This window comes from Kitasatospora sp. NPDC041917 (assembly GCF_055589745.1).
In genome coordinates, this window is sequence record NZ_JBVJBI010000001.1 from 293,448 (window position 1) to 317,209 (window position 23,762).

The 23,762-nt window shown below is 72.1% G+C and carries 23 protein-coding genes and 1 tRNA gene; 3 read left to right on the forward strand and 21 right to left on the reverse strand.

Annotation, left to right across the window (positions count from 1 at the left end):
- Positions 1 to 54: 54 nt before the first annotated feature.
- The 15 genes from ACZ6EM_RS01295 to pgsA form a co-directional block, all read right to left on the reverse strand.
- Positions 55 to 606 (reverse strand): adenine phosphoribosyltransferase, encoded by a 552-nt coding sequence (locus ACZ6EM_RS01295; protein WP_401050599.1) that lies wholly within the window; start codon positions 604 to 606, stop codon positions 55 to 57.
- 47 nt (positions 607 to 653) lie between these two features.
- Positions 654 to 1,742, reverse strand: a complete 1,089-nt coding sequence (gene secF / locus ACZ6EM_RS01300) for a protein translocase subunit SecF (protein ID WP_380546477.1) — start codon at positions 1,740 to 1,742, stop codon at positions 654 to 656.
- A gap of 4 nt (positions 1,743 to 1,746) precedes the next feature.
- Entirely contained in the window at positions 1,747 to 3,528 is a 1,782-nt protein-coding gene (secD, locus tag ACZ6EM_RS01305; protein WP_401050596.1) for a protein translocase subunit SecD, read from the reverse strand.
- 147 nt (positions 3,529 to 3,675) lie between these two features.
- Positions 3,676 to 4,083 carry a preprotein translocase subunit YajC gene (gene yajC / locus ACZ6EM_RS01310; protein ID WP_401043079.1) on the reverse strand — a complete coding sequence of 136 codons (408 nt, stop codon included), beginning with the start codon at positions 4,081 to 4,083 and terminating at the stop codon, positions 3,676 to 3,678.
- 260 nt (positions 4,084 to 4,343) lie between these two features.
- Positions 4,344 to 5,414 (reverse strand): Holliday junction branch migration DNA helicase RuvB, encoded by a 1,071-nt coding sequence (ruvB, locus tag ACZ6EM_RS01315; protein ID WP_380351210.1) that lies wholly within the window; start codon positions 5,412 to 5,414, stop codon positions 4,344 to 4,346.
- 53 nt (positions 5,415 to 5,467) lie between these two features.
- Complete coding sequence (gene ruvA, locus ACZ6EM_RS01320; protein ID WP_359897474.1) at positions 5,468 to 6,079, reverse strand: Holliday junction branch migration protein RuvA; 612 nt, start codon at positions 6,077 to 6,079, stop codon at positions 5,468 to 5,470.
- Positions 6,076 to 6,627 (reverse strand): crossover junction endodeoxyribonuclease RuvC, encoded by a 552-nt coding sequence (gene ruvC, locus ACZ6EM_RS01325; protein WP_359897479.1) that lies wholly within the window; start codon positions 6,625 to 6,627, stop codon positions 6,076 to 6,078. Before ruvC ends, ruvA begins: the two co-directional genes overlap by 4 nt.
- Positions 6,628 to 6,779: 152 nt before the next feature.
- Positions 6,780 to 7,538 carry a YebC/PmpR family DNA-binding transcriptional regulator gene (locus ACZ6EM_RS01330; RefSeq protein ID WP_049651428.1) on the reverse strand — a complete coding sequence of 253 codons (759 nt, stop codon included), beginning with the start codon at positions 7,536 to 7,538 and terminating at the stop codon, positions 6,780 to 6,782.
- A 98-nt stretch (positions 7,539 to 7,636) separates the two neighbouring features.
- On the reverse strand, positions 7,637 to 8,260 hold the full coding sequence (gene pdxT, locus ACZ6EM_RS01335) for a pyridoxal 5'-phosphate synthase glutaminase subunit PdxT (RefSeq protein ID WP_359897475.1): 624 nt from the start codon (positions 8,258 to 8,260) through the stop codon (positions 7,637 to 7,639).
- Positions 8,261 to 8,356: 96 nt separating this feature from the next.
- Positions 8,357 to 9,268 carry a pyridoxal 5'-phosphate synthase lyase subunit PdxS gene (gene pdxS, locus ACZ6EM_RS01340; protein WP_359914516.1) on the reverse strand — a complete coding sequence of 304 codons (912 nt, stop codon included), beginning with the start codon at positions 9,266 to 9,268 and terminating at the stop codon, positions 8,357 to 8,359.
- A 129-nt stretch (positions 9,269 to 9,397) separates the two neighbouring features.
- Positions 9,398 to 9,943: a hypothetical protein gene (locus ACZ6EM_RS01345; RefSeq protein WP_380546483.1), complete on the reverse strand. Its 546-nt coding sequence runs from the start codon at positions 9,941 to 9,943 to the stop codon at positions 9,398 to 9,400.
- A gap of 29 nt (positions 9,944 to 9,972) precedes the next feature.
- Positions 9,973 to 10,341, reverse strand: coding sequence for a 5-carboxymethyl-2-hydroxymuconate Delta-isomerase (locus ACZ6EM_RS01350; RefSeq protein ID WP_359914511.1), 369 nt, complete (start codon positions 10,339 to 10,341; stop codon positions 9,973 to 9,975).
- 102 nt (positions 10,342 to 10,443) lie between these two features.
- The gene (locus tag ACZ6EM_RS01355) at positions 10,444 to 11,625 is read right to left on the reverse strand and encodes a glycosyltransferase family 4 protein (protein ID WP_387691918.1); all 1,182 of its coding nucleotides are present in this window, start codon (positions 11,623 to 11,625) and stop codon (positions 10,444 to 10,446) included.
- Positions 11,626 to 11,677: 52 nt separating this feature from the next.
- Complete coding sequence (locus ACZ6EM_RS01360; RefSeq protein WP_452179911.1) at positions 11,678 to 12,640, reverse strand: phosphatidylinositol mannoside acyltransferase; 963 nt, start codon at positions 12,638 to 12,640, stop codon at positions 11,678 to 11,680.
- A gap of 16 nt (positions 12,641 to 12,656) precedes the next feature.
- Positions 12,657 to 13,304 carry a phosphatidylinositol phosphate synthase gene (pgsA, locus tag ACZ6EM_RS01365; RefSeq protein WP_401043086.1) on the reverse strand — a complete coding sequence of 216 codons (648 nt, stop codon included), beginning with the start codon at positions 13,302 to 13,304 and terminating at the stop codon, positions 12,657 to 12,659.
- A 255-nt stretch (positions 13,305 to 13,559) separates the two neighbouring features.
- On the opposite strand from pgsA, the gene ACZ6EM_RS01370 reads away from it, so the two are divergent.
- Positions 13,560 to 15,608: an elongation factor G-like protein EF-G2 gene (locus ACZ6EM_RS01370; protein WP_465771348.1), complete on the forward strand. Its 2,049-nt coding sequence runs from the start codon at positions 13,560 to 13,562 to the stop codon at positions 15,606 to 15,608.
- 22 nt (positions 15,609 to 15,630) lie between these two features.
- On the opposite strand, the gene ACZ6EM_RS01375 is transcribed toward ACZ6EM_RS01370, so the two are convergent.
- Entirely contained in the window at positions 15,631 to 16,056 is a 426-nt protein-coding gene (locus ACZ6EM_RS01375) for a thiol-disulfide oxidoreductase DCC family protein (protein ID WP_452179913.1), read from the reverse strand.
- A gap of 195 nt (positions 16,057 to 16,251) precedes the next feature.
- On the opposite strand from ACZ6EM_RS01375, the gene ACZ6EM_RS01380 reads away from it, so the two are divergent.
- Entirely contained in the window at positions 16,252 to 17,898 is a 1,647-nt protein-coding gene (locus ACZ6EM_RS01380; RefSeq protein ID WP_401049339.1) for a hypothetical protein, read from the forward strand.
- Positions 17,899 to 17,967: 69 nt separating this feature from the next.
- Here the strand turns inward: ACZ6EM_RS01380 and ACZ6EM_RS01385 are convergent, their stop codons facing one another.
- The 4 genes from ACZ6EM_RS01385 to ACZ6EM_RS01400 all read right to left on the reverse strand — a co-directional run bounded on the left by ACZ6EM_RS01385 (position 17,968) and on the right by ACZ6EM_RS01400 (position 22,496).
- Positions 17,968 to 18,528 (reverse strand): HIT family protein, encoded by a 561-nt coding sequence (locus ACZ6EM_RS01385; RefSeq protein WP_380546494.1) that lies wholly within the window; start codon positions 18,526 to 18,528, stop codon positions 17,968 to 17,970.
- A gap of 146 nt (positions 18,529 to 18,674) precedes the next feature.
- Positions 18,675 to 20,654, reverse strand: a complete 1,980-nt coding sequence (thrS, locus tag ACZ6EM_RS01390) for a threonine--tRNA ligase (RefSeq protein ID WP_401049337.1) — start codon at positions 20,652 to 20,654, stop codon at positions 18,675 to 18,677.
- An 88-nt stretch (positions 20,655 to 20,742) separates the two neighbouring features.
- Entirely contained in the window at positions 20,743 to 21,906 is a 1,164-nt protein-coding gene (locus ACZ6EM_RS01395) for a hypothetical protein (protein ID WP_465771349.1), read from the reverse strand.
- A 32-nt stretch (positions 21,907 to 21,938) separates the two neighbouring features.
- The gene (locus tag ACZ6EM_RS01400; protein WP_359914486.1) at positions 21,939 to 22,496 is read right to left on the reverse strand and encodes a DUF4365 domain-containing protein; all 558 of its coding nucleotides are present in this window, start codon (positions 22,494 to 22,496) and stop codon (positions 21,939 to 21,941) included.
- Positions 22,497 to 22,662: 166 nt separating this feature from the next.
- Here ACZ6EM_RS01400 and ACZ6EM_RS01405 point away from each other — a divergent pair, with 166 nt between their 5' ends.
- Positions 22,663 to 23,430: an exonuclease domain-containing protein gene (locus tag ACZ6EM_RS01405; RefSeq protein ID WP_401049333.1), complete on the forward strand. Its 768-nt coding sequence runs from the start codon at positions 22,663 to 22,665 to the stop codon at positions 23,428 to 23,430.
- Positions 23,431 to 23,509: 79 nt separating this feature from the next.
- On the opposite strand, the gene ACZ6EM_RS01410 is transcribed toward ACZ6EM_RS01405, so the two are convergent.
- Positions 23,510 to 23,581 (reverse strand) — tRNA-Val (locus ACZ6EM_RS01410).
- Positions 23,582 to 23,762 lie beyond the last annotated feature (181 nt).

The following is a 23,762-nucleotide window of genomic DNA, read 5'->3' on the forward strand; positions in this document are numbered from 1 at the left end:
GAAACGGGAGGACGGCGGTCGGATGTTCCGACCGCCGTCCTCCCGACGGATCCGTCAGACCGTGACCAGCGTCTCCAGCGGAGCGCCGGCCAGGTGCCCGGCCAGCCGCTCGCGGCCGTCCAGGAAGCCCAGCTCCATCAGCACCACGACGCCCGCCAGCTCGGCCCCGGCCTCCTTCACCAGGTCCAGCGAGGCGCCGATGGTGCCACCGGTGGCCAGCACGTCGTCCACCACCAGCACCCGCTCACCGGGCGCGAAGGCGTCGCACTGCACCTCCAGCGTCGCCGAGCCGTACTCCAGCTCGTACGAGCGCCGGAACACCTCGCCGGGCAGCTTGCCCTGCTTGCGGATCGGCACGAAGCCGAGCCCGGCCGCGAAGGCCGCCGGGGCCGCCAGCACGAAGCCGCGCGCCTCCAGGCCCACCACCTTGGTCGCACCGAGCTCCGCGGCCCGGTCCGCCAGCGCCCGGGTGAGGGCGCCGAAGGCCTCGGCGTCGGCGAGCAGCGGCGCGATGTCCTTGAACAGCACACCCGGCTTCGGGTAGTCCGGGACGTCCCGGATCCGGCTGTTCAGCAGCTCGGCCAGTGCGGTGTCGGCGGTGGTCACGGTGGTGTCCTTCACGGTCTGGTGGGGCCCCGGGGTCGTGGTCGGGGTCAGCGCTTGGTGGACGGACGGCCCTTGGCACGGGAGGTGCCGGCCGAGCGGCCACGCTGTCCGACCATACCCGCAGGCTGCTCCTCGCCCGTCGGCTCCTCGTCCGCGGCCTCGGCCTTGGCGGCCGCGGCGGCGCGGTGCTGGAGGACCCGCTTGCGCAGCGCCTTCATCTCCGGCTGCTCCTCCTTGAGCTGCGCCAGCAGCGGGGTGGCGACGCAGATCGAGGAGTAGGCACCGGCCGCGAGGCCGATGAACAGCGCGAGCGAGATGTCGTTCAGGGTGCCGGCACCCAGGAGGCCGCCACCGATGAACAGCAGTGCGGCGACCGGAAGCAGTGCCACCACGGTGGTGTTGAGCGAGCGCACCAGGGTCTGGTTGAGGCCCGCGTTCGCGGCCTCGCTGTAGGTGAGCTTGTTCTGCTTGGTGAGCCCCTTGGTGTTCTCCTTCACGGTGTCGAAGACGACGACCGTGTCGTAGAGCGAGTACCCGAGGATGGTCAGGAAGCCGATCACCGTACCCGGGGTGACCTCGAAGCCCACCAGGGCGTACACGCCGATGGTGATCAGGAGGTCGTGGATGAGGGCGACCAGGGCGGACACCGCCATCCGCCACTCGAAGGCGATCGCCAGGTAGACCGTCACCAGGACCATGAAGACGATCAGACCGGTGAGTGCCTTCTGGGAGATCTGCTTGCCCCAGCTGGGGCCGATCACCTGGGCCTCGACGGTGTCCAGCGGCACGCCGAGCTTCTGCGAGAGCTCGGCGCGGATCTGGTCGGAGCTCTTCGGCTCCTCGGTGCTGACCTGGATGCGGATCTTGCCGTTGTCGGTCGACTGCACCAGCGGGTGCGAGGAGACGACCCCGTCCGCGGTTTCCTGTGCCTGGGAGACCGTCAGGCCGGGCTTGGCCACGGTGTAGACCGAGCCGCCCTTGAACTCGATGCCCAGGTGCAGGCCCATGGCCAGGCCGATCGCCGCGACCAGCACGATCACGCCGGAGATGGAGTACCAGAGCTTGCGGCGTCCGACGAAGTCGAAGCTGACTTCACCCTGGTAGAGCCGGTGGCCCAGATTGGAGAAGCGTGACACGGTGTCAGGCCTCCTTCACGGCGGCAGAGGAGGGGTTACGGCGACGGCTGCTGCGCAGCGGCGGGCGGGCGCCCAGCCGCTTCGGGTCCAGGCCGGACCACGGGTGGCCGTTCAGGAAGAACTTGCGGCGGGCCAGCAGCGTGATCATCGGCTTGGTGAAGAGGAAGATCACCACGACGTCGAGCGCCGTGGTCAGACCCAGGGTGAACGCGAAGCCCTGGACCTTGCCGACCGAGACCACGTAGAGCACGGCGGCACAGAGGAAGGACACGAAGTCCGAGACCAGGATGGTGCGCCGGGCGCGCGGCCAGGCCCGCTGGACCGCCGGGCGCAGCGGGGCGCCCTCGCGGACCTCGTCGCGGATGCGCTCGAAGTACACGATGAAGGAGTCCGCCGTGATGCCGATCGCGACGATCGCACCGCAGACCGCCGGCAGGTTCAGCGCGAAGCCGATCGCGTTGCCGAGCAGGCTCATGATCGAGTAGGTCAGGGCCGCCGAGACGAGCAGACCGGCGATCGAGACCAGGCCGAGGCCGCGGTAGTAGACCAGCGAGTAGGCGACCACCAGCAGCATGCCGATCGCGCCGGCCACCAGGCCGGCCTTGAGCTGGTCGCTGCCGAGCGCCGGGGAGACGGTGGTGATGTCGCTCTTGACGAACTCCAGCGGCAGGGCGCCGTAGCCGAGCACGTTGGACAGGTCCTGCGCCTCGGTCTGGGTGAAGCGGCCGGTGATCACGGCGCTGCCGCCGGGAATCGCGTTCTTGACCTCGGGGTGCGAGACGACCTGGTTGTCCAGCACGATCGCGAACTGGTTGTTCGGCGGGGCCTGGGTGGCGAGCTGGCCGGTGATCTTGGTGAAGTCGTCGGTGCCGGTGCCGTTGAACTGGAGCTGGACCTGCCAGCCGGCGCCCGACTGGGTGTCGAGGCTCGGCTGGGCCTTGGAGACGTCCGAGCCCTTCACGGCGACGGGGCCGAGGGCGAGCTTCTCGTAGTAGCCGTTCTCGGGCTTCTGCGAGCAGGCGACGACGGCCTTGTCATCGGCGCCGGTCTGGGCGGTGCGGACCTCGGGCTTGGAGCAGTCCAGGGCGGCGAACGCGGCGGTCAGCTCCGGCGGCACGGTGCCCTGGGTCATCGCCGCGGTGAGGTCGGCGGCGCTCGGCGGGGTGGCCGCGGCACTCGGGGCGCCGGTGGCGGCGGCGGAGGGCGCGGTGCTCGCGCCGGTGGCGGCGGCGGTCGGGCTGGCGCCCTCGGCGGCCAGGGCCTCGCTCGCGGGGCGGCCCTGCTTGGTGGCGCTCGCGGACGGGCTGCCGGTCGCGGCGGCGGACGGGGTCGCCCCCGGGGTGCCGGTGGCGCCCGCGGACGGGGTGCCGGTCGGCACCGGAGCGGTGACGCCGCTGGGCGCCACGGCCAGGACCGGACGGAAGAACAGCTTGGCGGTGGTGCCCACCTGGTCCGCCGCGTTCTGCTGGTTGCCGCCCTTGGGGATGTTCACGATGATCGTGTTGTCGCCCTGGGTCTGGACCTCCGCCTCGGAGACACCCATGCCGTTGACGCGGCGCTCGATGATCCCGGTGGCGATGTCCATGTTGGACTTGCTGATCGCCTTGGGATCGGTCGACTTCGCGGTCAGCGTGATGCTGGTGCCACCGGCGAGATCGATCCCGAGCCTGGGCTTGGTGGTGCCCGTCCCGAACATGAGGGCGACCAGTCCGACGGTGACGACCAGGATGAGGGCCAGCGCCCGCCCTGGGTAGCCGTCGCGCGGGCGCGACTTGGGTGTTGCCACCTTGCTCGTTTCTCCCTGTCCATGCCACTTCCCCGACCGGACCCCCGTCCGGCTCGTGGCGGGACAGGGGTCCGGCGGTTCTGCGGCCCTGAGGTCCTGTGGGCTCGCGGCACTGCGCCGCGCGGCCGGGCGGGTTGCCCGTCCGTACTACTTGCTCGCGGGAGCCCCGCCCTCGACGTCGCCCTTCTCGGCACTGTCCTTGCTGAGCGACAGCGGCTTGTCCTCGACCGGCTCGGCGTCGGCGTCCTCGGCCTCCGGCTCGGGCAGCTCGTCATCGGCGGGGCGGCCGTTGATGATCGCGTCGTACTCCTGGGGGTCCAGGACGGCCGCGACGGCGCTCTTGGTGAAGTGGGTGACCACGCCGGGCGCGATCTCCAGCTCGACGGTCTCGTCGTTGACCGCCTTCACCTGGGCGTAAAGACCGCCGATGGTGCGCACACCGGCCCCCGGCTCCAGCGCGGTCTGCATCTGCTGCATCTGCGACTGGCGCTTCTTCTGCGACCGGAACATGAGCACGATCGCGATGATCGGGAGGAGAAGGATGATGAGGTTCACTGCAGCCAGGGTCCTTTACGGGCCGCCGGCCGGCGGCCTGTGTGGTATTGGTCGGCCCGTCAGGTGAGAGGGGCGGTCCGGCGGAGTCTAGGCGACCCCGAATCGATCGGACAACGCCAAGCATCGCATCCTGCCACCGAAAGTGGCGAGCCTCCGCCTGCACAGTTTCCCCGGACCTCACTCCCGGCTCCTCCGTGTGCCACCACGGAAGCACCGGGTGGGAACCGACCGGACCGACTCACCCGTTCAGCCGATGGCGGTCAACTTTCATCGGCGGGGAACAGCTCCGGTTGCGCCGGAACACGTCCGCGAATGGTCTGGACCGGCGGGGTCAGACCGAGGTGCTGCCAGGCCGCGGCGGTGGCGATCCGGCCGCGCGGGGTGCGGGCGAGCAGGCCCTCGCGGACCAGGAACGGCTCGGCGACCTCCTCGACCGTCTCGGACTCCTCCCCCACGGCGACCGCCAGTGTCGACAAGCCGACCGGACCGCCGCCGAACAGCCGCAGCAGCGCGTCCAGCACCGCGCGGTCCAGCCGGTCCAGACCGCGGGCGTCCACCTCGTAGACGTCCAGCGCCTGAGCGGCGATCTCGACGGTGACCTGCCCGTCGTGCCGGACCTGGGCGTAGTCGCGGACCCGGCGCAGCAGCCGGTTGGCGATGCGCGGGGTGCCGCGCGAGCGCCCGGCGATCTCGGCCGCGCCGGCCGGGTCTATCTCCACGTCCAGCAGCGCGGCCGAGCGGTGCACCACCCGCTGGAGCTCGGCCGGGGCGTAGAACTCCATGTGCCCGGTGAAGCCGAAGCGGTCGCGCAGTGGCGGCGGCAGCAGGCCGGCCCGGGTGGTGGCGCCGACCAGGGTGAACGGCGGCAGCTCCAGCGGGATGGCGGTGGCGCCCGGACCCTTGCCGACGATCACGTCGACCCGGAAGTCCTCCATCGCCATGTAGAGCATCTCCTCGGCCGGCCGGGACATCCGGTGGATCTCGTCGAGGAAGAGCACCTCGCCCTCGGTGAGCGAGGAGAGGATCGCCGCGAGGTCCCCGGCGTGCTGGATGGCCGGGCCGGAGGTGATCCGGATCGGCGCGCCCAGCTCGGCGGCGATGATCATGGACAGGGTGGTCTTGCCGAGCCCGGGCGGCCCGCTCAGCAGCACGTGGTCGGGCGCGCTGCCGCGCTTGCGGGCCGCCTGGAGCACCAGCGACAGCTGCTCGCGCACCCGCTCCTGGCCGATGAACTCGTCCAGCAGCTTGGGGCGCAGCGCCGCCTCCACCGCCTGGTCCTCACCGTCGGCGGCGGCCGTGACCAGCCGGTCGGCGGGTTCCGGGTCGTACATCGTCGCGGGCTCCAGAGTCTCCAGTATCGACAAATGGACAGATCGTCAGGTGGTCAGCGGGCCCGGTTGAGGCCGCGCAGGGCGAGCCGGAGCAGGGCGCCGACGTCCGGCGTCGCCTGCGCCTCGGCCTCCGGGGTGACGGCCGCGACCGCCTCGTCCGCCTCGCGCGGGGCGTACCCGAGGCCGGTCAGCGCGGAGTGCAGCTGATCGCTCCACGGCGCCGGGCCGGTGGCGATCGGCTTCTGCGCCGGGACGGCGCCGTGCGGGGCGCCGAGCTTGTCCTTGTACTCCAGCAGCAGCTTGGCCGCCTTGGCCTTGCCGATGCCCGGCACCGCGACCAGCGCCTTCTCGTCGCCGCCCGCGACCGCGGCGCGCAGCGCGTCGGGGCTGTGCACCCCGAGGATCGCCTGCGCCAGCTTGGGGCCGACGCCGGGCGCGGCCTGGAGGATCTCGAACACGCCGCGCTCGTCGTCGTCCGCGAAGCCGAACAGGGTCAGCGAGTCCTCCCGGACCACCAGCGAGGTGGCCAGCCGGGCCGGCTCGCCCAGCCGCAGCCCGGCCAGCGTGTTCGGGGTGCACTGCACGGCCATGCCCACCCCGCCGACCTCGACCACCGCGGTCCCGGAGGAGATGGCCGCCACGGGCCCTTGCACGAAGGCGATCATCGGACGGTGCCTTTCGGAGGAGTGGAGCGGGGGGTGGCCCGGGCGGCCCGGACGGCGGCCTCCAGCCGGTTGGTCGCCCCGCCGCGCCAGATGTGGCAGATGGCCAGCGCCAGCGCGTCGGCGGCGTCGGCCGGCTTGGGCGGCGCGTCCAGCCGCAGCAGGCGCTGCACCATGGCCGTGACCTGCGCCTTGTCGGCCCGGCCGGAGCCGGTGACGGCGGCCTTGACCTCGCTGGGGGTGTGCAGGGTGACGGGGATGCCGCGCCGGGTGGCGCAGAGCATCGCGACGGCGCTGGCCTGGGCGGTGCCCATCACGGTGCGGACGTTGTGCTGGGCGAAGACCCGCTCGACGGCGACCAGGTCGGGCCGGTGCTCGTCCAGCCAGGCCTCGATGCCCTGCTCGACCTGGAGCAGCCGCTCCCCGATCTCGGCCTCGGCGGGGGTGCGCACCACGCCGACCCCGGCCATCCGCAGCGGCCGGCCCGGCGCACCCTCGACCACGCCGACCCCGCACCTGGTCAGCCCCGGGTCCACGCCCAGTACCCGCACCACTCGCCCGTCTCCCTGTCACTCGCCACGAAGGACCTCCGCAGGCTACCGCCCGGGTCCGACAACCCGACCGACGACACCGGCCCGGTGGTCCAGGGACCACCGGGCCGGGCAGTGAGAACGGTCACTCACCGACGATCACTGGGCAGTGATCACTCGGCGTCGAGCTGCGCGCCGACCTCGTCGGAGATGTCGAAGTTGGCGAAGACGTTCTGCACGTCGTCGCTGTCCTCCAGGGCGTCGATCAGCTTGAGGATCTTGCGGGCGCCGTCGACGTCCAGCTCGACCTGCATGCTGGGGAGGAAGTTGGCCTCGGCCGAGTCGTAGTCGACGCCGGCGTCGACCAGCGCGGTGCGCACGGCGACCATCTTCGAGGCCTCGGAGACGATCTCGAACGAGTCGCCGAGGTCGTTGATCTCCTCCGGCTCCTGGTCGAGGACGACCTCGAACAGCTTGTCCTCGTCCACGCCGTCGGCCTTGGGGACGATGACGACACCCTTGCGGGTGAACAGGTACGACACCGAGCCCGGGTCGGCCATCGAGCCGCCGTTGCGGGTCATCGCGACGCGCACGTCGGAGGCCGCGCGGTTGCGGTTGTCGGTGAGGCACTCGATCAGGACCGCGACGCCGTTCGGGCCGTAGCCCTCGTACATGATGGTCTGGTAGTCGGCGCCGCCGGCCTCCAGACCGCCACCGCGCTTGACGGCGCGGTTGATGTTGTCGATCGGGACCGAGCTCTTCTTGGCCTTCTGGATGGCGTCGTAGAGGGTCGGGTTGCCCGCCGGGTCGGGACCGCCCGTGCGCGCCGCCACCTCGATGTTCTTGATCATCTTGGCGAAGAGCTTGCCGCGCTTGGCGTCGATCACGGCCTTCTTGTGCTTGGTGGTAGCCCACTTAGAGTGGCCGGACATCGCCAGCTCCTTTACGTCGCCAAAGGGAAATGAACAGATGAGATCTTACCGGTGTCGTCACCGGTGAAGCGCACACGGTCAGCGCGTGGTCGACGCCGTCAGCGCGCGTCCCCGGCGAGGTGCTCCTCGACCATCCGCACGAAGTACGCGTGCACCCGGTGGTCGCCGGTCAGCTCCGGGTGGAAGGAGGTGGCGAGCAGGTTGCCCTGGCGCACCGCCACGATCCGGCTCTCCGGGCCGTCCGCGGCGGGCAGCTCGGCCAGCACCTCGACGCCCGCGCCGACCGACTCGACCCAGGGGGCGCGGATGAAGACGCCGTGCACCGGCGCGTCGGCCAGGCCCGTGAAGTCGATCCCGGACTCGAAGGACTCGTTCTGGCGCCCGAAGGCGTTGCGGCGCACCGTCATGTCGATGCCGCCGACGGTCTCCTGGTCCTCGCGGCCGTCCAGGATCTTGTCCGCCAGCATGATCATGCCCGCGCAGGTGCCGTAGACCGGCATCCCGGCGGCGACCCGCTCGCGCAGCGGGTCCATCACGCCGAACAGCAGCGCCAGCTTGGACATGGTGGTGGACTCCCCGCCGGGGATCACCAGCGCGTCGACCTCGGCCAGCTCCTCGGCGCGGCGCACCGGACGGGCGAGCGCGTCGGCCTCGGCCAGCGCCACCAGGTGCTCGCGGACGTCGCCCTGGAGGGCGAGGACGCCGATGACAGGAGTGCTCACGGTCTTCAACCTCTATCGATCGTTACGACGGACTACGTGGCGCGGCCCGCCGCGCGCCGAGGCGCTGCGGCGGGCCGGCCCAGGACTACCGGGCGACTACCAGCCGCGCTTGGCGTAGCGCTCGGTCTCCGGCAGGGTGTCGCAGTTGATGCCGACCATGGCCTCGCCCAGGTTGCGGGACGCGTCCGCGATGACCTTCGGGTCGTCGAAGAAGGTGGTGGCCTTCACGATGGCGGCGGCGCGCTTGGCCGGGTCGCCCGACTTGAAGATGCCGGAGCCGACGAAGACGCCCTCGGCGCCCAGCTGGCGCATCAGCGCGGCGTCGGCCGGGGTGGCGACGCCACCGGCGGAGAACAGCACGACCGGCAGCTTGCCGAGCTCGGCGACCTCCTTGACCAGCTCGTACGGGGCGCGCAGCTCCTTGGCGGCGGCGTACAGCTCGTTGTTGTCCAGGGCGCGCAGCTGGCCGATCTCGTTCTTGATCTGGCGCAGGTGGCGGACGGCCTCGACGACGTTGCCGGTGCCGGCCTCGCCCTTCGAGCGGATCATGGCCGCGCCCTCGGCGATGCGGCGCAGGGCCTCGCCCAGGTTGGTGGCACCGCAGACGAAGGGGGTGGTGAAGGCGAACTTGTCCGAGTGGTTGACCTCGTCGGCCGGGGTCAGCACCTCGGACTCGTCGATGTAGTCGACGCCCAGCGACTGGAGCACCTGGGCCTCGACGAAGTGGCCGATGCGGGACTTGGCCATCACCGGGATGGAGACCGCGGCGATGATCTCCTCGATCATGTTCGGGTCGGACATGCGGGCCACGCCGCCGTCCTTGCGGATGTCCGCGGGGACCCGCTCCAGGGCCATGACGGCGACCGCGCCGGCGTCCTCGGCGATCTTGGCCTGCTCGGCGTTGACCACGTCCATGATCACACCGCCCTTGAGCTGCTCGGCCATGCCGCGCTTGACCCGGGCGGTGCCGATCTGCGGCTGGTCTGCGGTGGTGGGGGTGGTGGACACGTGAGACCTCACTCGAAGATGAATCAGTGCTATCGCCCTATGGTAGGCAGAACGGGTGACCCAACCATGCGCCACCAAGTCCAGCCAGGACGACGGGACACGACAAACGGGCCGTATCCGGGGGACACCTTAAGCAGGTGCCCCTTCGGGCGTGAGAGCGGGCGGCGGGGCATCGTCCATTTCGAACGCCAGCGGGAAGGGCGCCTTCCCCGCCAGCCGGAAGTACCGCACCAGCCGGTGCTCGCGCACCGCCCGGGCCGCCCGCACCGCGTCGTTGTGGAACCGGCGGGCCATCGGCACCCGCCGCACCGCGGCCGTCAGATCACGAACCGCGTCCTCGCCACCCGGCTCGGCCACCAGCGCCGCCATCTGCTCCGGCTCCTCGAACACCGCCCGCAGCGCCAGGCTCAGCTGGCTCTCCGCCACCTCGCGCTGCTCGTCCTCGGCCTGCCGGGCCGCGTGCGCCGCGTCCAGCAGCAGCAGCGAGGCCGCCGGATCCAGCAACGAGGACGTCGCCAGCTCCAACGCCACCGAGGCCCGGCGGACCAGCTGCGCGTCCAGCGCCGCCCGGGCGGCGTCGATCCGGGCGTGCAGCCGGTCCAGACGACCGGCCGTCCAACTCAGGTACATGCCGAACAGCACCACGGCCACGCCGGCCCAGATCCAGGTAGTCACGGGCCGCTACGTTACCGGGTGTCACCGGTTCAGCCCTGGGCGGTCGCGTTCCGGTAGCTCTCCCGGTCGATGTCCGCGATGTTCACCGCCGTGAACAGCCGGGTACCCGGCCGCGGCCGGACGTACTGCGCCAGCAGCGCCAACACGCCCTCGCTCAGCGCCGCCTTCGCCTCCGGCGAACGGCCCGGGAAGATCTGGAACTCCACGAACACCTGGGCGTCGGCGGCCGCCCCGCTGGTACCGACCACCAGCACCTCGCTCTGCCGGAACACCGTCTTGCAGGACTCCGGCTTCGCGTCGATCGTCGCCTCCGCCAGCCGGTTGATCGCCAGGCCGAGGCCCCGGCGGTCGAAGGTTCCGGCCAGGCCGGCCGAGTAGTCGACGGAGATCTGCGGCATGTTGCCCCCGTGGATCGCAGTGGTACGGACGCCCGACCCTAACGCCACCGGCACCCCGGCCCGCCGCGCGGGACCGGTCCCGGACCGAACCGCCGCGGCGGATCAGTCCCGGGCCAGCCCGAACCGGCGCCGCCCGCCGCGCACGTCCTCCTCGACCACCGCCGCCTCGCCGGCCGTCACCGTCTCGTACACCGCCAGGATGTCCGCGCCCACCGTCGACCAGTCGAACCGCCGCACATGCCGCGAGGCCGCCTCCCGCAGCTCCTCCAGCCGCGCCGGATCACCCAGCAGCCGCAGCGCCGTACGGGCCAGCGCGTCCGCGTCCTCCACCGGGAACAGCTCGCCCGCGTCGCCGCCGTCCAGCACCTGCTTGAACGCGTCCAGATCGCTCGCCAGCACCGGCGCGCCCGCCGACATCGCCTCGACCAGGATGATCCCGAAGCTCTCGCCCCCGGTGTTCGGCGCCACGTACAGGTCCACGCTGCGCAGCAGCCGGGCCTTGTCCCGGTCGCTCACCATGCCGAGGAACTCCACCTGTCGGCGCACCTCGGGCGCCAGGCCCGCGACGGCCTCCTCCTCGTCGCCCTTGCCCGCCACCAGCAGCCGCACCCCCGGCCGCTCCGCCAGGATCCCCGGCAGCGCCGCCAGCAGCGTCGGCAGGCCCTTGCGCGGCTCGTTGATCCGGCCGATGAAGCCGATCGTGCCCGGCTCCCCCTTCGCCGCGCCGCCGGTCCACCGCTCGTCCGGCTCGGCCGCCGCGAAGAACCCCACGTCCACGCCGTTCGGGATCACCACCGCGTCCCCGCCCAGGTGCTCCACCAGGGTGCGCCGGGCGTACTCCGACACCGCGATCCGGGCCCGCATCTTCTCCAGCCCCGGCTGGAGGATCGGCGAGGCCGCGATCATCACCCGCGAACGCGGGTTGGAGGTGTGGAAGGTCCCCACCATCGGCCCGGTCGCCGACCAGGCGGCCAGCATCGACAGGCTCGGCGCGGCCGGCTCGTGCACGTGCAGGATGTCGAAGCGCCCGTCGTGCAGCCAGCGCCGCACCCGGGCCGCCGACAGGATCCCGAAACTCAGCCGCGCCACCGACCCGTTGTACGGCACCGCCACCGACCGCCCGGCCGGGACCACGTACGGCGGCAGCGCCTCGTCGTCCTCGGCCGGCGCCAGCACCGACACCTCGTGCCCCAGACCGATCAGGTGCTCGGCCAGGTCCCGGATGTGGAACTGGACCCCACCGGGGACGTCCCAGTCGTACGGGCAGACGATGCCGATCTTCACGGGTTCCTCAAGCTCCTTCGGACAGTGGTGCGGGCGGGCAGGACGGAACGGCTCAGGACCCGGAGGCCTCGGCCGCGGGCTCCGGGACCGCCTCCGCGCGCTCCGCGGGCGCCGCCTTCACCGTCTCACGGACCGGCAGGTCGGCCAGCCAGAACTTCTGCAGCATGTGCCAGTCCTGCGGGTGCTCGCGGATGCTCCGCTCCCACACCTGCGCCATCGCCTGGGTCATCGCCCGGGTGCGCTCCTTGCGGTCGCCCTCCTCGGGCACCGGCACCTCGGGATGGATCCGCGCCCGCAGCACCGGGCCGTCGTACCAGAGCGTCACCGGCAGCAGCGCCGCCCCGGTGCGCTGGCACAGCGCCGCCGGACCGGCCGGCATCCGGGTCGGCTCACCGAAGAACGACACCCCGATGCCCGCCTCCGACAGGTCCCGGTCCCCCACCAGGCAGACCAGCCGGCCCTCGCGCAACCGCCGCGCCAGCGTGCCGATCACGTTCACCGAACCGCCGGTCAGCGCCAAGACCTCCATGCCCAGGCCCTCCCGGAACGCCACGAACCGGTCGAACAGCCGCTCCGGCTTCAACCGCTCCGCGACCGTGGTGAACGGGTAGCCCTGCTGCGCCACCCAGGCCCCCGCGAGGTCCCAGTTGCCCATGTGCGGCAGCGCTATCATCGCGCCCCGCCCCGCCTCCAACGACTCCCGCAGGTGCTCGAAGCCCTCCACCCGGACGTCCCGGGCCACCCGCTCCCGGCTCCACACCGGCAGCCGGAACGACTCCATCCAGTACCGCAGGTACGAGCGCATCCCGGCCCGGGACAGCTCCCGCACCGCGGCCTCGTCCAGGCCCGGACGGACCCGGCGCAGATTCGCCTCCAGCTGGAGCACCCGCTTGCCGCGCTTGCGCCACGCGTAGTCCGCCAGCCGGTCGAACAGCCCCCGGGCCACCCGCTCCGGCAGGTGCTTCAGCAGCCCCCACCCCAGCGCGTACGCCCAGTACACCAGTCGGTCCGTCACCGCAGGACGCCCCCCATCAGCTCCCGGCCGCCGCTCGGTCGGCCTCGAACGCCTCCCGGCGCACGGTCAGCATCCGCTGGAACACCGTCACCAGGCTGCCCGCCGCCACCAGCCACAACGCCACCGGCAGCAGCCACTCCACGTACGGCACACCGAATGTGTGCAGACCCGCGACCCCGGCCGCCACCAGGCTGGCCACCAGCCGCTCGGCCCGCTCCACCAGCCCCGACACGTCGCACGGCAGGCCCTGGCTCTCCGCCCGCGCCTTCGTGTACGACACCACCAGACCGCTCGCCAGGCAGAAGATCGCCACCGCACAGAGCAGGTTGTTGTCACCCTTGCCCGCGTACCACATCGCCAGACCGCCGAAGATCGCCGCATCGGCGACCCGGTCCAGGGTGGAGTCGAGGAACGCCCCCCACTTCGTGCTCCGGCCCAGCTGGCGGGCCATGTTCCCGTCCACCAGGTCCGAGAAGATGAACAGCGTGATCGTGATGGTGCCCCAGAAGAACTCCCCGCGCGGGAAGAACACCAGCGCACCGGCCACCGAGCCGGCGGTACCGATCAGCGTCACGGCGTCCGGGCTCACGCCCAGCCGGATCAGGAACGCGGCGAACGGGGTCAGGACACGTGTGAAGAAGGCACGCGCGTATTTGTTGAGCATGGCCTTCCCAGCCGCTCCGATCTCCCAGATACCCGCCTGGCGCAGAACGCGCGGCAGACGGCCGGGCGGATCAGCCCGTCCGGCCCACCCATCGTAGCCAGGCCGAGGACACGCTCCGGCGCACGCACCGCCGGACACCGCCCCCGCCACGCCGTGCACACGCACGATCACCGATCGGCCGTACGACACGCGCCACTTCGACACCCGACCCTAGACTGCGATGGACAAGCCTCGGCGCCACGGGAGGAGACCCCGATGCCCGACCGCAGCACGGCACGAGCCGGCCAGGCACCCGCCGTCACCGGCCCGAAGGATCTGCGCAACGTCGTCCTCATCGGCCCCAGCGGTGTGGGCAAGACCACCCTCGCCGAATCCCTCGCCCTCGCCGCCGGCGCCACCGGCCGGGCCGGCCGCGTCACCGACGGCACCACCGTCTCCGACCACGAGGACATCGAGCACCAGCAGCAGCGCTCCGTCCAGCTCTCGCTCCTCCCGCTCGAATGGAAGGGCGTCAAGATCAACCTGATCGACCCGCCCGGCCACCCCGACTTCGCCGCCGACCTGCGCGCCGCCCTGCACGCCGCCGACGCCGCCGTCTTCGTCGTCTCCGCCACCGACCCGGTCACCGCCCCCACCCGCGCCCTGTGGCGCGAATGCGCCGCCGAAGGCATCCCCCGCGCCATCGCCGTCGCCAAACTCGACCTCGCCCACACCGGCTTCGACGACATCCTCACCGCCTGCCACGACGCCTTCGGACTCGGCCCGGACACCCTGCGCCCGCTCTTCCTGCCCGTCCACCACGACGGACACCCCGACGGCAGCGTCGACCTCCTCACCGGCGACACCTACGGCGACGCCGACCCCCTGCCCGACACCGCCCCCGCCCACGACAGCCTCGTCGAAGCCATCTCCGGCCAGGACGACACCCTCATGGAGCGCTACCTCTCCGGCGACACCCTCGACACCGACTCCCTCGAAGCCGGCCTGCGCCGCGAGGTCCTCTCCTGCGCCCTCCACCCCGCCGTCCCCACCAGCGAGAACGGCCTCGGCGCCGCCGAACTCCTCGACCTCGTCGCGCACACCTTCCCCGACCCCACCGAACGCACCCGCCCCGCCCCCGAGTGCGACCCCGACGCCCCGCTCGCCGCCCAGGTCGTCCGCGTCACCGGCGACGCCTACGTCGGACGGATCAGCCTGCTGCGCCTGTACGCCGGCACCCTGCGCCCCGACACCAGGATCCACCTCGTCGGCCCCGCCCACACCGCCGACCAGAACGGCGACGAACGCGTCACCGCCCTCTCCAGCCCCTTCGGCAAGGCGCAGCGCCCCGTCCCGCACGCCGTCGCCGGCGACCTCGTCTGCGCCGCCAAACTCACCACCGCCCGCGCCGGCGACATCGTCCACGACCCCGGCCACCCCGTCGCCCTCGACGGCTGGACCCTCCCCGAGCCGCTCCTCCCGATCGCCGTCGAGGCCCACAGCAAGGCCGACGACGACAAGCTCTCCCAGGCCCTCGCCCGCCTCACCGCCGAGGACCCGGCGCTACGCCTGGAACAGAACCCCGACACCCACCAGCTCGTCCTCTGGTGCACCGGCGAGGCCCACGCCGACGTCGTCCTCGACCGCCTCCGCACCCGCCACGGCGTCCACGTCGACATCGTCGAACCCAAGGTCGCCCTGCGCGAGACCTTCGGCACCGCCGCCGCCGGCCACGGCCGCCTGGTCAAGCAGTCCGGCGGCCACGGCCAGTACGCCATCTGCGACCTGGAGGTCGAACCGCTCCCCGCCGGCTCCGGCTTCGAGTTCCAGGAGCACGTCGTCGGCGGCTCCGTCCCCAAGCACTTCATCCCGTCCGTCGAGAAGGGCGTCCGCGCCCAGCTCGCCAAGGGCGTCACCACCGGGTACCCGCTCGTCGACGTCCGGGTCACCCTCACCGACGGCAAGGCGCACTCCGTCGACTCCTCCGACGCGTCCTTCCAGAACGCCGCCGCCCTCGCCCTGCGCGACGCCGCCGAGCACGCCGTCATCCGCCTGCTCGAACCCGTCGCCGCCGTCAGCGTCCTGCTCCCCGACGACTACCTCGGCGCCGTCCTCGGCGACCTCTCCGCCCGCCGCGGCCGCGTCCTCGGCAGCGAGACCGGCGGCACCGGCCTCACCCTGCTGCGCGCCGAGGTCCCCGAGCTCGAACTCGTCCGCTACCCGATCGACCTGCGCTCGCTCACCCACGGCACCGCCGAGTTCTCCCGCGCCTACCTGCGCCACGAACCCATGCCCCCCGCCCTCGCCCAGCGCTACACCGACTGAGCGGCCCCACGGCCGGGCGGCCTCACGGCCGGACGGGCTTCCGGGCCGGCAGCTCGCACGCCGCCGTCCCCCCCGGCATCCGGTGCCGGTTGCGCGCCACCCAGCGGTAGGCCAGCCCCGCGAGCGGCCGCACCGGCGCCGCCGTCAACACAGCGCCCAGGTACGCCCACACCCCGCCGGAGCGCATCAGAAGCCGCGCAACCGCCTGCGCGCCCCCGTACACCCGGCCGCTCGGCGTCACCCAGAGCACCTCGCGCTCCGCCCGCTCCGCCGACACCTCGCCCCGGCCGCCCGCGTACCCGTCCAGGCCCGCCAGATCCGCGAACTGGAACGGCACCGCCTCCCAGCCCCCCGAGGCCAGCGTCTGTCGCAGGTACCGCTCCGACCAGCGCACGCAGGACGAACAGAACGAACAGTCCCCGTCGTAGACCAGCACCGGATCCTTCACGGCCGCTCCCCTTTCCTCGCTCCCACCGTCCATCCTGCCCCACCTCCCCCATCCTCCTCGCGACGGGTATCGACCCGCCCGAAGCTGGGCATCATGCCCCTCAGGCCTCCGGTGACGGTACTTCAGACGATCATCCGCGCGGGGGTGCCACGGCACGGTAACCTGCCGCTGACAAGGGGAGGAGGGGACGCCACCGTGACCACACTCGACATGACCCCGGGTGCGCAGATACCCCGGACCGACGCCGGCCCGCAGACCGCCATCACCCAGGGACTCTCCTCGACCGCGTACCGCGACGGCGAGATCAAGGGCTTCGTCGGCGCCGTCACCGACGCCACCGAGAAGAAGGGCCGCTTCGCGCTCTTCCGCCCCAACCTCGGCGAGGCCTTCAGCAAGGCGCTGATCTCCCGTGCCCTGGGCGGCGGCCGCAAACCCATCGTCCCGGCCTTCGGAGTCGACACCCGCCAGGTCGTCGAACACTGCCTGGCCGCCGAGGAACTACGCAACACCCGCGACCGGCAACTCAGCACCGTCTCCATCGCCACCGGTGTGCTCTTCCTCCCCGGCACCCTGATCTGGCTCGGCGCCTTCCAGCTCCGCGCCTGGCTCAAGCGGGACAACCCGAAGAACGCGGCCGTCTACGGCGGCATCGTGCTCGCCGCGACCGCCGCCCTCGCCGTCCTGCTCGCGCTGCGCCCGCCGGCCAGCGGGTTCATCGGCGTCTACCTGCGCGTGACCATGCTCGCCCCGGTCGTCGGCTGGTACCTCGCCCGCCGGATCGTCGAGCGCTCCGCCAAGGACCTGCGCTCCCGCTGGCAGGCGCTGGTCGAGGGCAGCGTGGTGGCCGCCTCCGTCGCCAAGGCCGTCCCCCGGGACGACCTCGACAAGAAGGCCGCCGACCTGCGCGACAAGCTCGGCCGCCTGGACGCCGAGCAGGAGACCAACATCCACCACTACGCCGGCCCCAAGGGCATCCTCGGTGCCGGCCGCCGCTGGGGCGAATGGCGCCTCGCCGACACCCTCCACCCCGCGGAGGGCCACGTCGACTTCCGCGCCTTCCACCCCTGGGACCTGATCCGCCGGATCTCCTCCCACCTCAAGGGCCTCGGCGTCAGCCACGTCGCCAACAGCGGCATGCCCAACGTCGCCATCAAGCAGTGGGTGGTCTTCGACATCGGCGAGGGCGCCGACGAGATCAGCCGCCCCGGCAACGCCGACATGGACGGCGACCGGATGCGCGACTTCGCCGTGCAGAGCGTCGCCGACAAGCAGACCTTCTCCGGCGGCCCCCGGCACTACCTCGCCACCCAGTTCATCACCCACGACGGCAAGCTGGTCCTCACCTTCACCGTCACCGTCACCCTGCTCGCCAACGTCCTGAACATCACCGTGTCCGGCTACGCGCTCGGCCCGGTCAAGGGCGTCTTCTTCGACAAGCCCAAGGACAAGGAGAAGTCGGTCGCCAAGACCGTGCGGTTCTGGGAGGAGCGCACCGTCAAGCTCCCCCTGATCGACAACGACGAGGTCGTCCGCCAGGCCGTCCGCGCCCCCTTCTACCGGATGCCCGGCCTGCTCGGCTGGCTCGGCGGCGGACTCGGCCTGCCCGAGCCCTTCGGGCTGCGGCACATCTGGGCAGGCCGCGCCTGGGAGAACCGCTCCATGGTCGACAACGCCCAGAACGCCGCCGTCCCGGTGCTCGCGGCGGTCCACGCCGCCACGCTGGAGTTCCTGGAGGAGCACGACCTGGACGCCGACCGCTTCTTCAAGAACCGCACCTCGATCATCAAGTCCGAGGCGCAGAGCCCCCGCCCCTACGACGTCGACACCTTCAACGCCGGCTGATCCGGCGCAGCGCATGCGGGAGGGCCCCACCGAGGATCTCGGTGGGGCCCTCCCGCGTTGTTCCTCGGATCAGCCCTGCGGCCAGGCCTCGGCCAGCATCTTCCGGGTGTCCGCCAGCAGCTGCGGCAGCACCTTGGTGTGGCCGACCACCGGCATGAAGTTGGTGTCCCCGCCCCAGCGCGGCACCACGTGCTGGTGCAGGTGCGCCGCGATCCCGGCCCCGGCCGCCGCGCCCTGGTTCATCCCGATGTTGAACCCGTGCGCCCCGGAGGCCGCCCGCAGCGCCGTCATCGCCTTCTTGGTGAAGTCCGCGAGCTCGGCCGTCTCGGCCTCGTCCAGGTCGGTGTAGTCGGCGACGTGCCGGTACGGGACCACCATCAGGTGCCCGCCGTTGTACGGGTACAGGTTCAGCACCGCGAACACGGCACTCCCCCGGGCGATGATCAGCCCGTCCTCGTCGCTCAGGGACGGGATCGAGCAGAACGGACAACCGTCGTCCGGAGCCGGGCCGGTGGGCTTGTTCTCACCCTGGATGTACGCCATCCGATGAGGCGTCCACAAGCGGCGGAAGCCGTCCGGCTCACCGACGCCCCGCTGAAGTTCCGGCTCAGTCGTCATGCTGATCAGCATATTCGCCCGACGGTGCTTGCAAAGCCGCGCGGGGCAGACTCATCGAGAGCCTGCCCCGCGCTGTCCCCGCGAACGCGGGGCCGAGATCCCGGCAATGGCGTCCTCGACCGGAACGCCAGAGATACCCCGCCCAGGCGGGGCCCGCGTCACACCTGGATGCGACTCTTCACCGCATCCACGATCTCCTGAACCGCGTCCGCCAGCGGAACGCCGTTCTTCTGTTCGCCGTTGCGGTAGCGGAACGACACCGCCCCCGCCTCGACGTCGTCGTTGCCGGCGATCAGCATGAACGGCACCTTGGTCTTCTGTGCGTTCCTGATCTTCTTCTGCATGCGGTCGTCCGAGGTGTCGACCTCGACCCGGATCCCGTGCTTCTTCAGCTCGGCCGCGACCTCCAGCAGGTACGGCACGTGCTCGTCGGTGATCGGGATGCCGGTGACGGTGACCGGGGCCAGCCACGGCGGCATGGCGCCGGCGTAGTGCTCCAGCAGCACCGCGAAGAAGCGCTCGATCGAGCCGAACAGCGCCCGGTGGATCATGACCGGCCGCTGGCGCGAGCCGTCCGCCGCGGTGTACTCCAGGTCGAAGCGCTCGGGCAGGTTGAAGTCCAGCTGGATGGTGCTCATCTGCCAGGTGCGGCCGATGGCGTCCCGCGCCTGCACCGAGATCTTCGGGCCGTAGAAGGCCGCGCCACCCGGGTCCGGCACCAGCGGCAGGCCCTGCTTCTCGGCCACGCTCGCCAGGACGGCGGTGGCCTCCTCCCAGGTCTCGTCGCTGCCGACGTACTTGACCGGGTCCTTGGTCGACAGCTCCAGGTAGAAGTCGGTCAGACCGTAGTCGCGGAGCAGGTTGAGCACGAAGGTCAGCGTGGAGTCGAGCTCCTCCGCCATCTGCTCGCGGGTGCAGTAGATGTGCGCGTCGTCCTGCGTGAAGCCGCGGGCACGGGTCAGGCCGTGCACGACGCCGGACTTCTCGTAGCGGTACACCGTCCCGAACTCGAAGAGGCGCAGCGGCAGTTCACGGTACGAGCGGCCGCGCGCGTCGAAGATCAGGTTGTGCATCGGGCAGTTCATCGGCTTGAGGTAGTAGTCCACGCCCTCGTCGAGCTGCATGGGCGGGTACATACCGTCCGCGTACCAGTCGAGGTGGCCGCTCTTCTCGAAGAGCTTCCCCTTGGTGGCGTGCGGGGTGTAGACGAACTCGTAGCCCTCCTCCTCGTGCCGCTTGCGCGAGTAGTCCTCCATGGCCCGGCGGATGATGCCGCCCTTGGGGTGGAAGACGGCGAGGCCGGAGCCGATCTCCTCGGGGATGGAGAAGAGGTCGAGCTCGTTGCCGAGCTTGCGGTGGTCGCGCTTCTCGGCCTCGACGAGGAAGTCGAGGTGGGCCTTGAGCTCGTCCTTGGTCGGCCAGGCGGTGCCGTAGATGCGCTGCAGCATGGGGTTCTTCTCGCTGCCGCGCCAGTAGGCGGCCGCGTTGCGCATCAGCTTGAACGCCGGGATGTTCCGGGTGCTGGGCAGGTGCGGGCCGCGGCAGAGGTCGCCCCAGCACTGCTCGCCGGTCTTGGCGTCCAGGTTGTCGTAGATGGTGAGCTCGCCGGCGCCGACCTCGACGTCGGCACCCTCGCCGGCGGTGGCGGCGGAACCCTTGAGGCCGATCAGTTCGAGCTTGTACGGCTCGGCGGCCAGCTCCTCGCGGGCGGACTCGTCGGTGACCACGCGGCGGGAGAACTTCTGCCCGCGCTTGATGATCTCCTGCATCTTCTTCTCGATGGCCTTGAGGTCATCGGGGTGGAAGGGCTTCTCGACGTCGAAGTCGTAGTAGAAACCGTCCTTGACCGGCGGGCCGATGCCCAGCTTGGCCTCGGGGTAGAGCTGCTGCACGGCCTGGGCCATGACGTGCGCGGTGGAGTGGCGCAGGATGTCGAGGCCGTCCTTGCTGCCGATCTCGACCGGCTCGACCTCGTCGCCGTCCTGGACGGCGTAGGCGAGGTCCTTGAGCTGGCCGCCGACGCGGGCGGCGATGATCGAGCGGTCGTCGGCGAAGAGCTCGGCGGCCGTGGTGCCCGTCGTCACCACGCGCTCTTCCCGATCGGGTTCGCGGCTGATGATTACCCGGACGTCCGTCACCGGTCTCTCCTGACGTGCTGGATTTCAGAGGACGCAACACTGCGCTGCGCGTGACGATGGTACCGAGAGCGCCGCCCCCGCCGTCCACCTACGCCCCTTCCCCCTCTCGCTCCGCCTTCTCCCCGAGCGCCTTCAGCAGCCGCTCGCGGTCCCCTTCCTCCCAGCCGCGGAGTTCCAGTCCGTGCGGGCGGGTCAGCCGGCGGAAGCCGCCGTGCCGGTCCAGCCGGCCGGAGACCCGGACCGGCAGGCCCGCGAGGTGGGCCTCGGCGGCGAGCCGGTAGTCGGGGTCGGGCAGGCGGAGCTTGAGCTCGCGGACCTCGGCGCCGGTGAGCACCCGCAGTCGTACCGAGCCGGGACCGGCCGGGTCGGCGCGCTTGAGCCGGGTGACCACGCCGACCACGGTGACGTCGACGGCGGGCTCGATCCGTTCCAGCAGGTCGGCGGCCTCCGCCAGGGCGGGCAGGTCGCCGGGCGAGAAGTCGAGGTCGATCCGGCGGTCCCCGAAGCCGCCCGGGGTCCCGGCGGCGGGCGACCACGCGACGCTGAGCCGGGCGGCCGTCGCGTCGCGCACCAGCTCCTCGACGGACCGGACGAGCTCCCGGCTGACCCCGGCCCGGACGGCGGTCCCGAAGGCCTCGGGCCCGCCGCTGACCCGGCGGTAGTCGACGGCGTCGCGCAGTGCCTCCAGGGCGCGGACCAGGGTGGTGACGGCGGCGCGGCCCTCGGGGGCGGGGGTGTGGGCGGTGAGCACGGCGCCCTGTTCGACCAGCAGGACGCGGTCCAGGAAGTCCCCGGCGAGGGCGTCCAGCCGGGCGCCGAAGTAGCCGGCCCTGGTGCGGGCCGCCTTGGCGCCGGCGGCGAGCATCCCGCGGGCGGCCCGCCGGAGCCGCTCGGCCTCGTCCCAGGGGGTGGCCCCGGCGGGGCCGGACGGTTCGCGGTGCCAGCGCAGTTCGTCGCCGGGGACGGTGAGGGCGAGCAGGATCGAGCGGGCGGAGGGGGTGCGGGAGCGGGAGAGCGCGGTGACGGCGTCGGCGAGGAGTTCGACGGCGTCGTCGAAGCCGTCCCCGGCCGGGACGAGCAGGCTGGTGCCGGGCTCGTCGTCGGGCGGGGTCCAGCGTCCGTACCGGGCGGCCGGTCCGCCGCGGCGGACCCAGCCGTGCCGGGCGAGCAGGGTGGCCAGGACCGTCGGGTCGACGGTGGCCGGGTCGGGCAGGGGCCGGGCCGGTTCGCCCGGTGCGTGCGGCGGTGCCATGGGTCCGGTTCCTCCCTGCCGGGCCCGGGCCGTCACGGGCTGCCGCCCGCGCCGACCCGGGCCATGATGTCGCAGAGCGCGCGGTCGTCGAAGACCTTGGCGGTGGGCACCCGGACGTTGGTGCGCCGCTGCCCGGTGACCGGGTGGCCGGCCAGGTTGACCCAGTAGCAGCAGTGCCGCAGTTCCAAGGCGTCCGGGCGGGCCCGCAGCCACTGGTCGACCCGGCGCGGCAGCAGCAGCACGACCAGGATCCGCGGCACGGCGACCCGGGGCCGGGCGAGCTTGCGCAGGTGGTCGTTGTCCAGGGTGAAGCTGAAGAACGGCCCGGCCGGGTCGGGCGCGACCTGCTGGGTGGCCTTGAGCTGGATCTTGACGGTGACCTCGTCGTCCACCTCGTGCGCCCGGGAGCCGTGGCTGACGTGCCAGTCGATGCCGTTGTCCGGGAACGGCTGGGAGAGCGAGCAGCCGGCCGCGGCGGCGACCGCGTGCAGGTAGCCGACCTGCAGGGTCTCCATGCAGGCGGTGACCGCGAGGTTCCCGCGCAGTACGGCCGCCGCCGCCTCCTCGGGCTGCGGCTGGGTCAGTGCCATCGCCCCGTGCCCTCCCCCGGTTCCGGGCCCGTCCCGCTCCGGACGGGCCGGTCGATTCGAACGGGACAGTCATGGGCAGGATCCCCGGCCGGGCTTGGGCCAAACGGGTTGAAGGGGCGTCAGAACCGGGTATCAACCGGGCGCAACGCTCGTCTGAGGGGCAGTCATGCAGCAGCACTGGTACACCGGCCCGCTCGCCTCCTTCGACACCGAGACGACCGGCGTGGACGTGGAGAACGACCGGATCGTCTCCGCCGCCCTGGTCGTCCAGCTCGCGCCGGGCGAGCCGGCCCGGACCACGACCTGGCTCGCCGATCCGGGGGTTCCGATCCCGGACGGCGCCCGCGCGGTGCACGGCATCACCGACGAGCAGGTGCGCGCCCACGGCCGCCCGGCCCGCACGGTGGTGGCGGAGGTCACCCGGGCGCTGGCGGCCGAGGCGCGGGCCGGGCGTCCGGTGGTGGTGATGAACGCGCCCTACGACCTGACGCTGCTGGACCGGGAACTGCGCCGCCATCACGGGCTGACGCTGACCGCGGGGCTGGCGGCGTCCGGGCTGGTGGTGCTGGATCCCCGGGTGCTGGACAAGCACGTGGACCGCTACCGCAAGGGCCGCCGGACACTGACCGACCTGTGCGCCCACTACGGCGTCGTCCTGGCCGGGGCGCACGACGCGGCGGCGGACGCGGCGGCGGCACTGGCGCTGACCCGGCGGATCGGCTCCCGCTACCCGGCGGCGCTCGGCGGGCTGTCGGCGGCGGAGCTGCACCTGCGGCAGGCGATCTGGCACGCGGCGCAGGCACGCGGGCTGCAGAACTGGTTCGACCGCTCGGGGACGCCGGAGCGGGTGGACCTGTCCTGGCCGCTGCGGCCGGCCCGGTGCGGATGCGGGCGCCGGCTGGAGCCGGAGCACCGTTGCGAGGCGGCGGCGTGACGCGCGGCCCGGCGTTCCGGGCCCGAAACGCGCCGCAGGCCCTGACCGGTTTCCTGGTCAGGGCCTGCGTGCTGTCCGGTGGGCGATACTGGGATCGAACCAGTGACCCCTTCGGTGTGAACGAAGTGCTCTCCCGCTGAGCTAATCGCCCGGGCAACGAGAAGAACTCTAGCACCATTCGGGGCCGGTCGTACAACTCGCCCGTTCCGGGTACCGCCGACGCCTCCGCAGAACTCGCGCCCCGCAGGGAAGGTGACTGTCCCTCAGCCGATTACCGGCGGCCCTTCAGGCGGATTCCGGAAATACACGTGAGGCCCAGCCGATAATCGGCT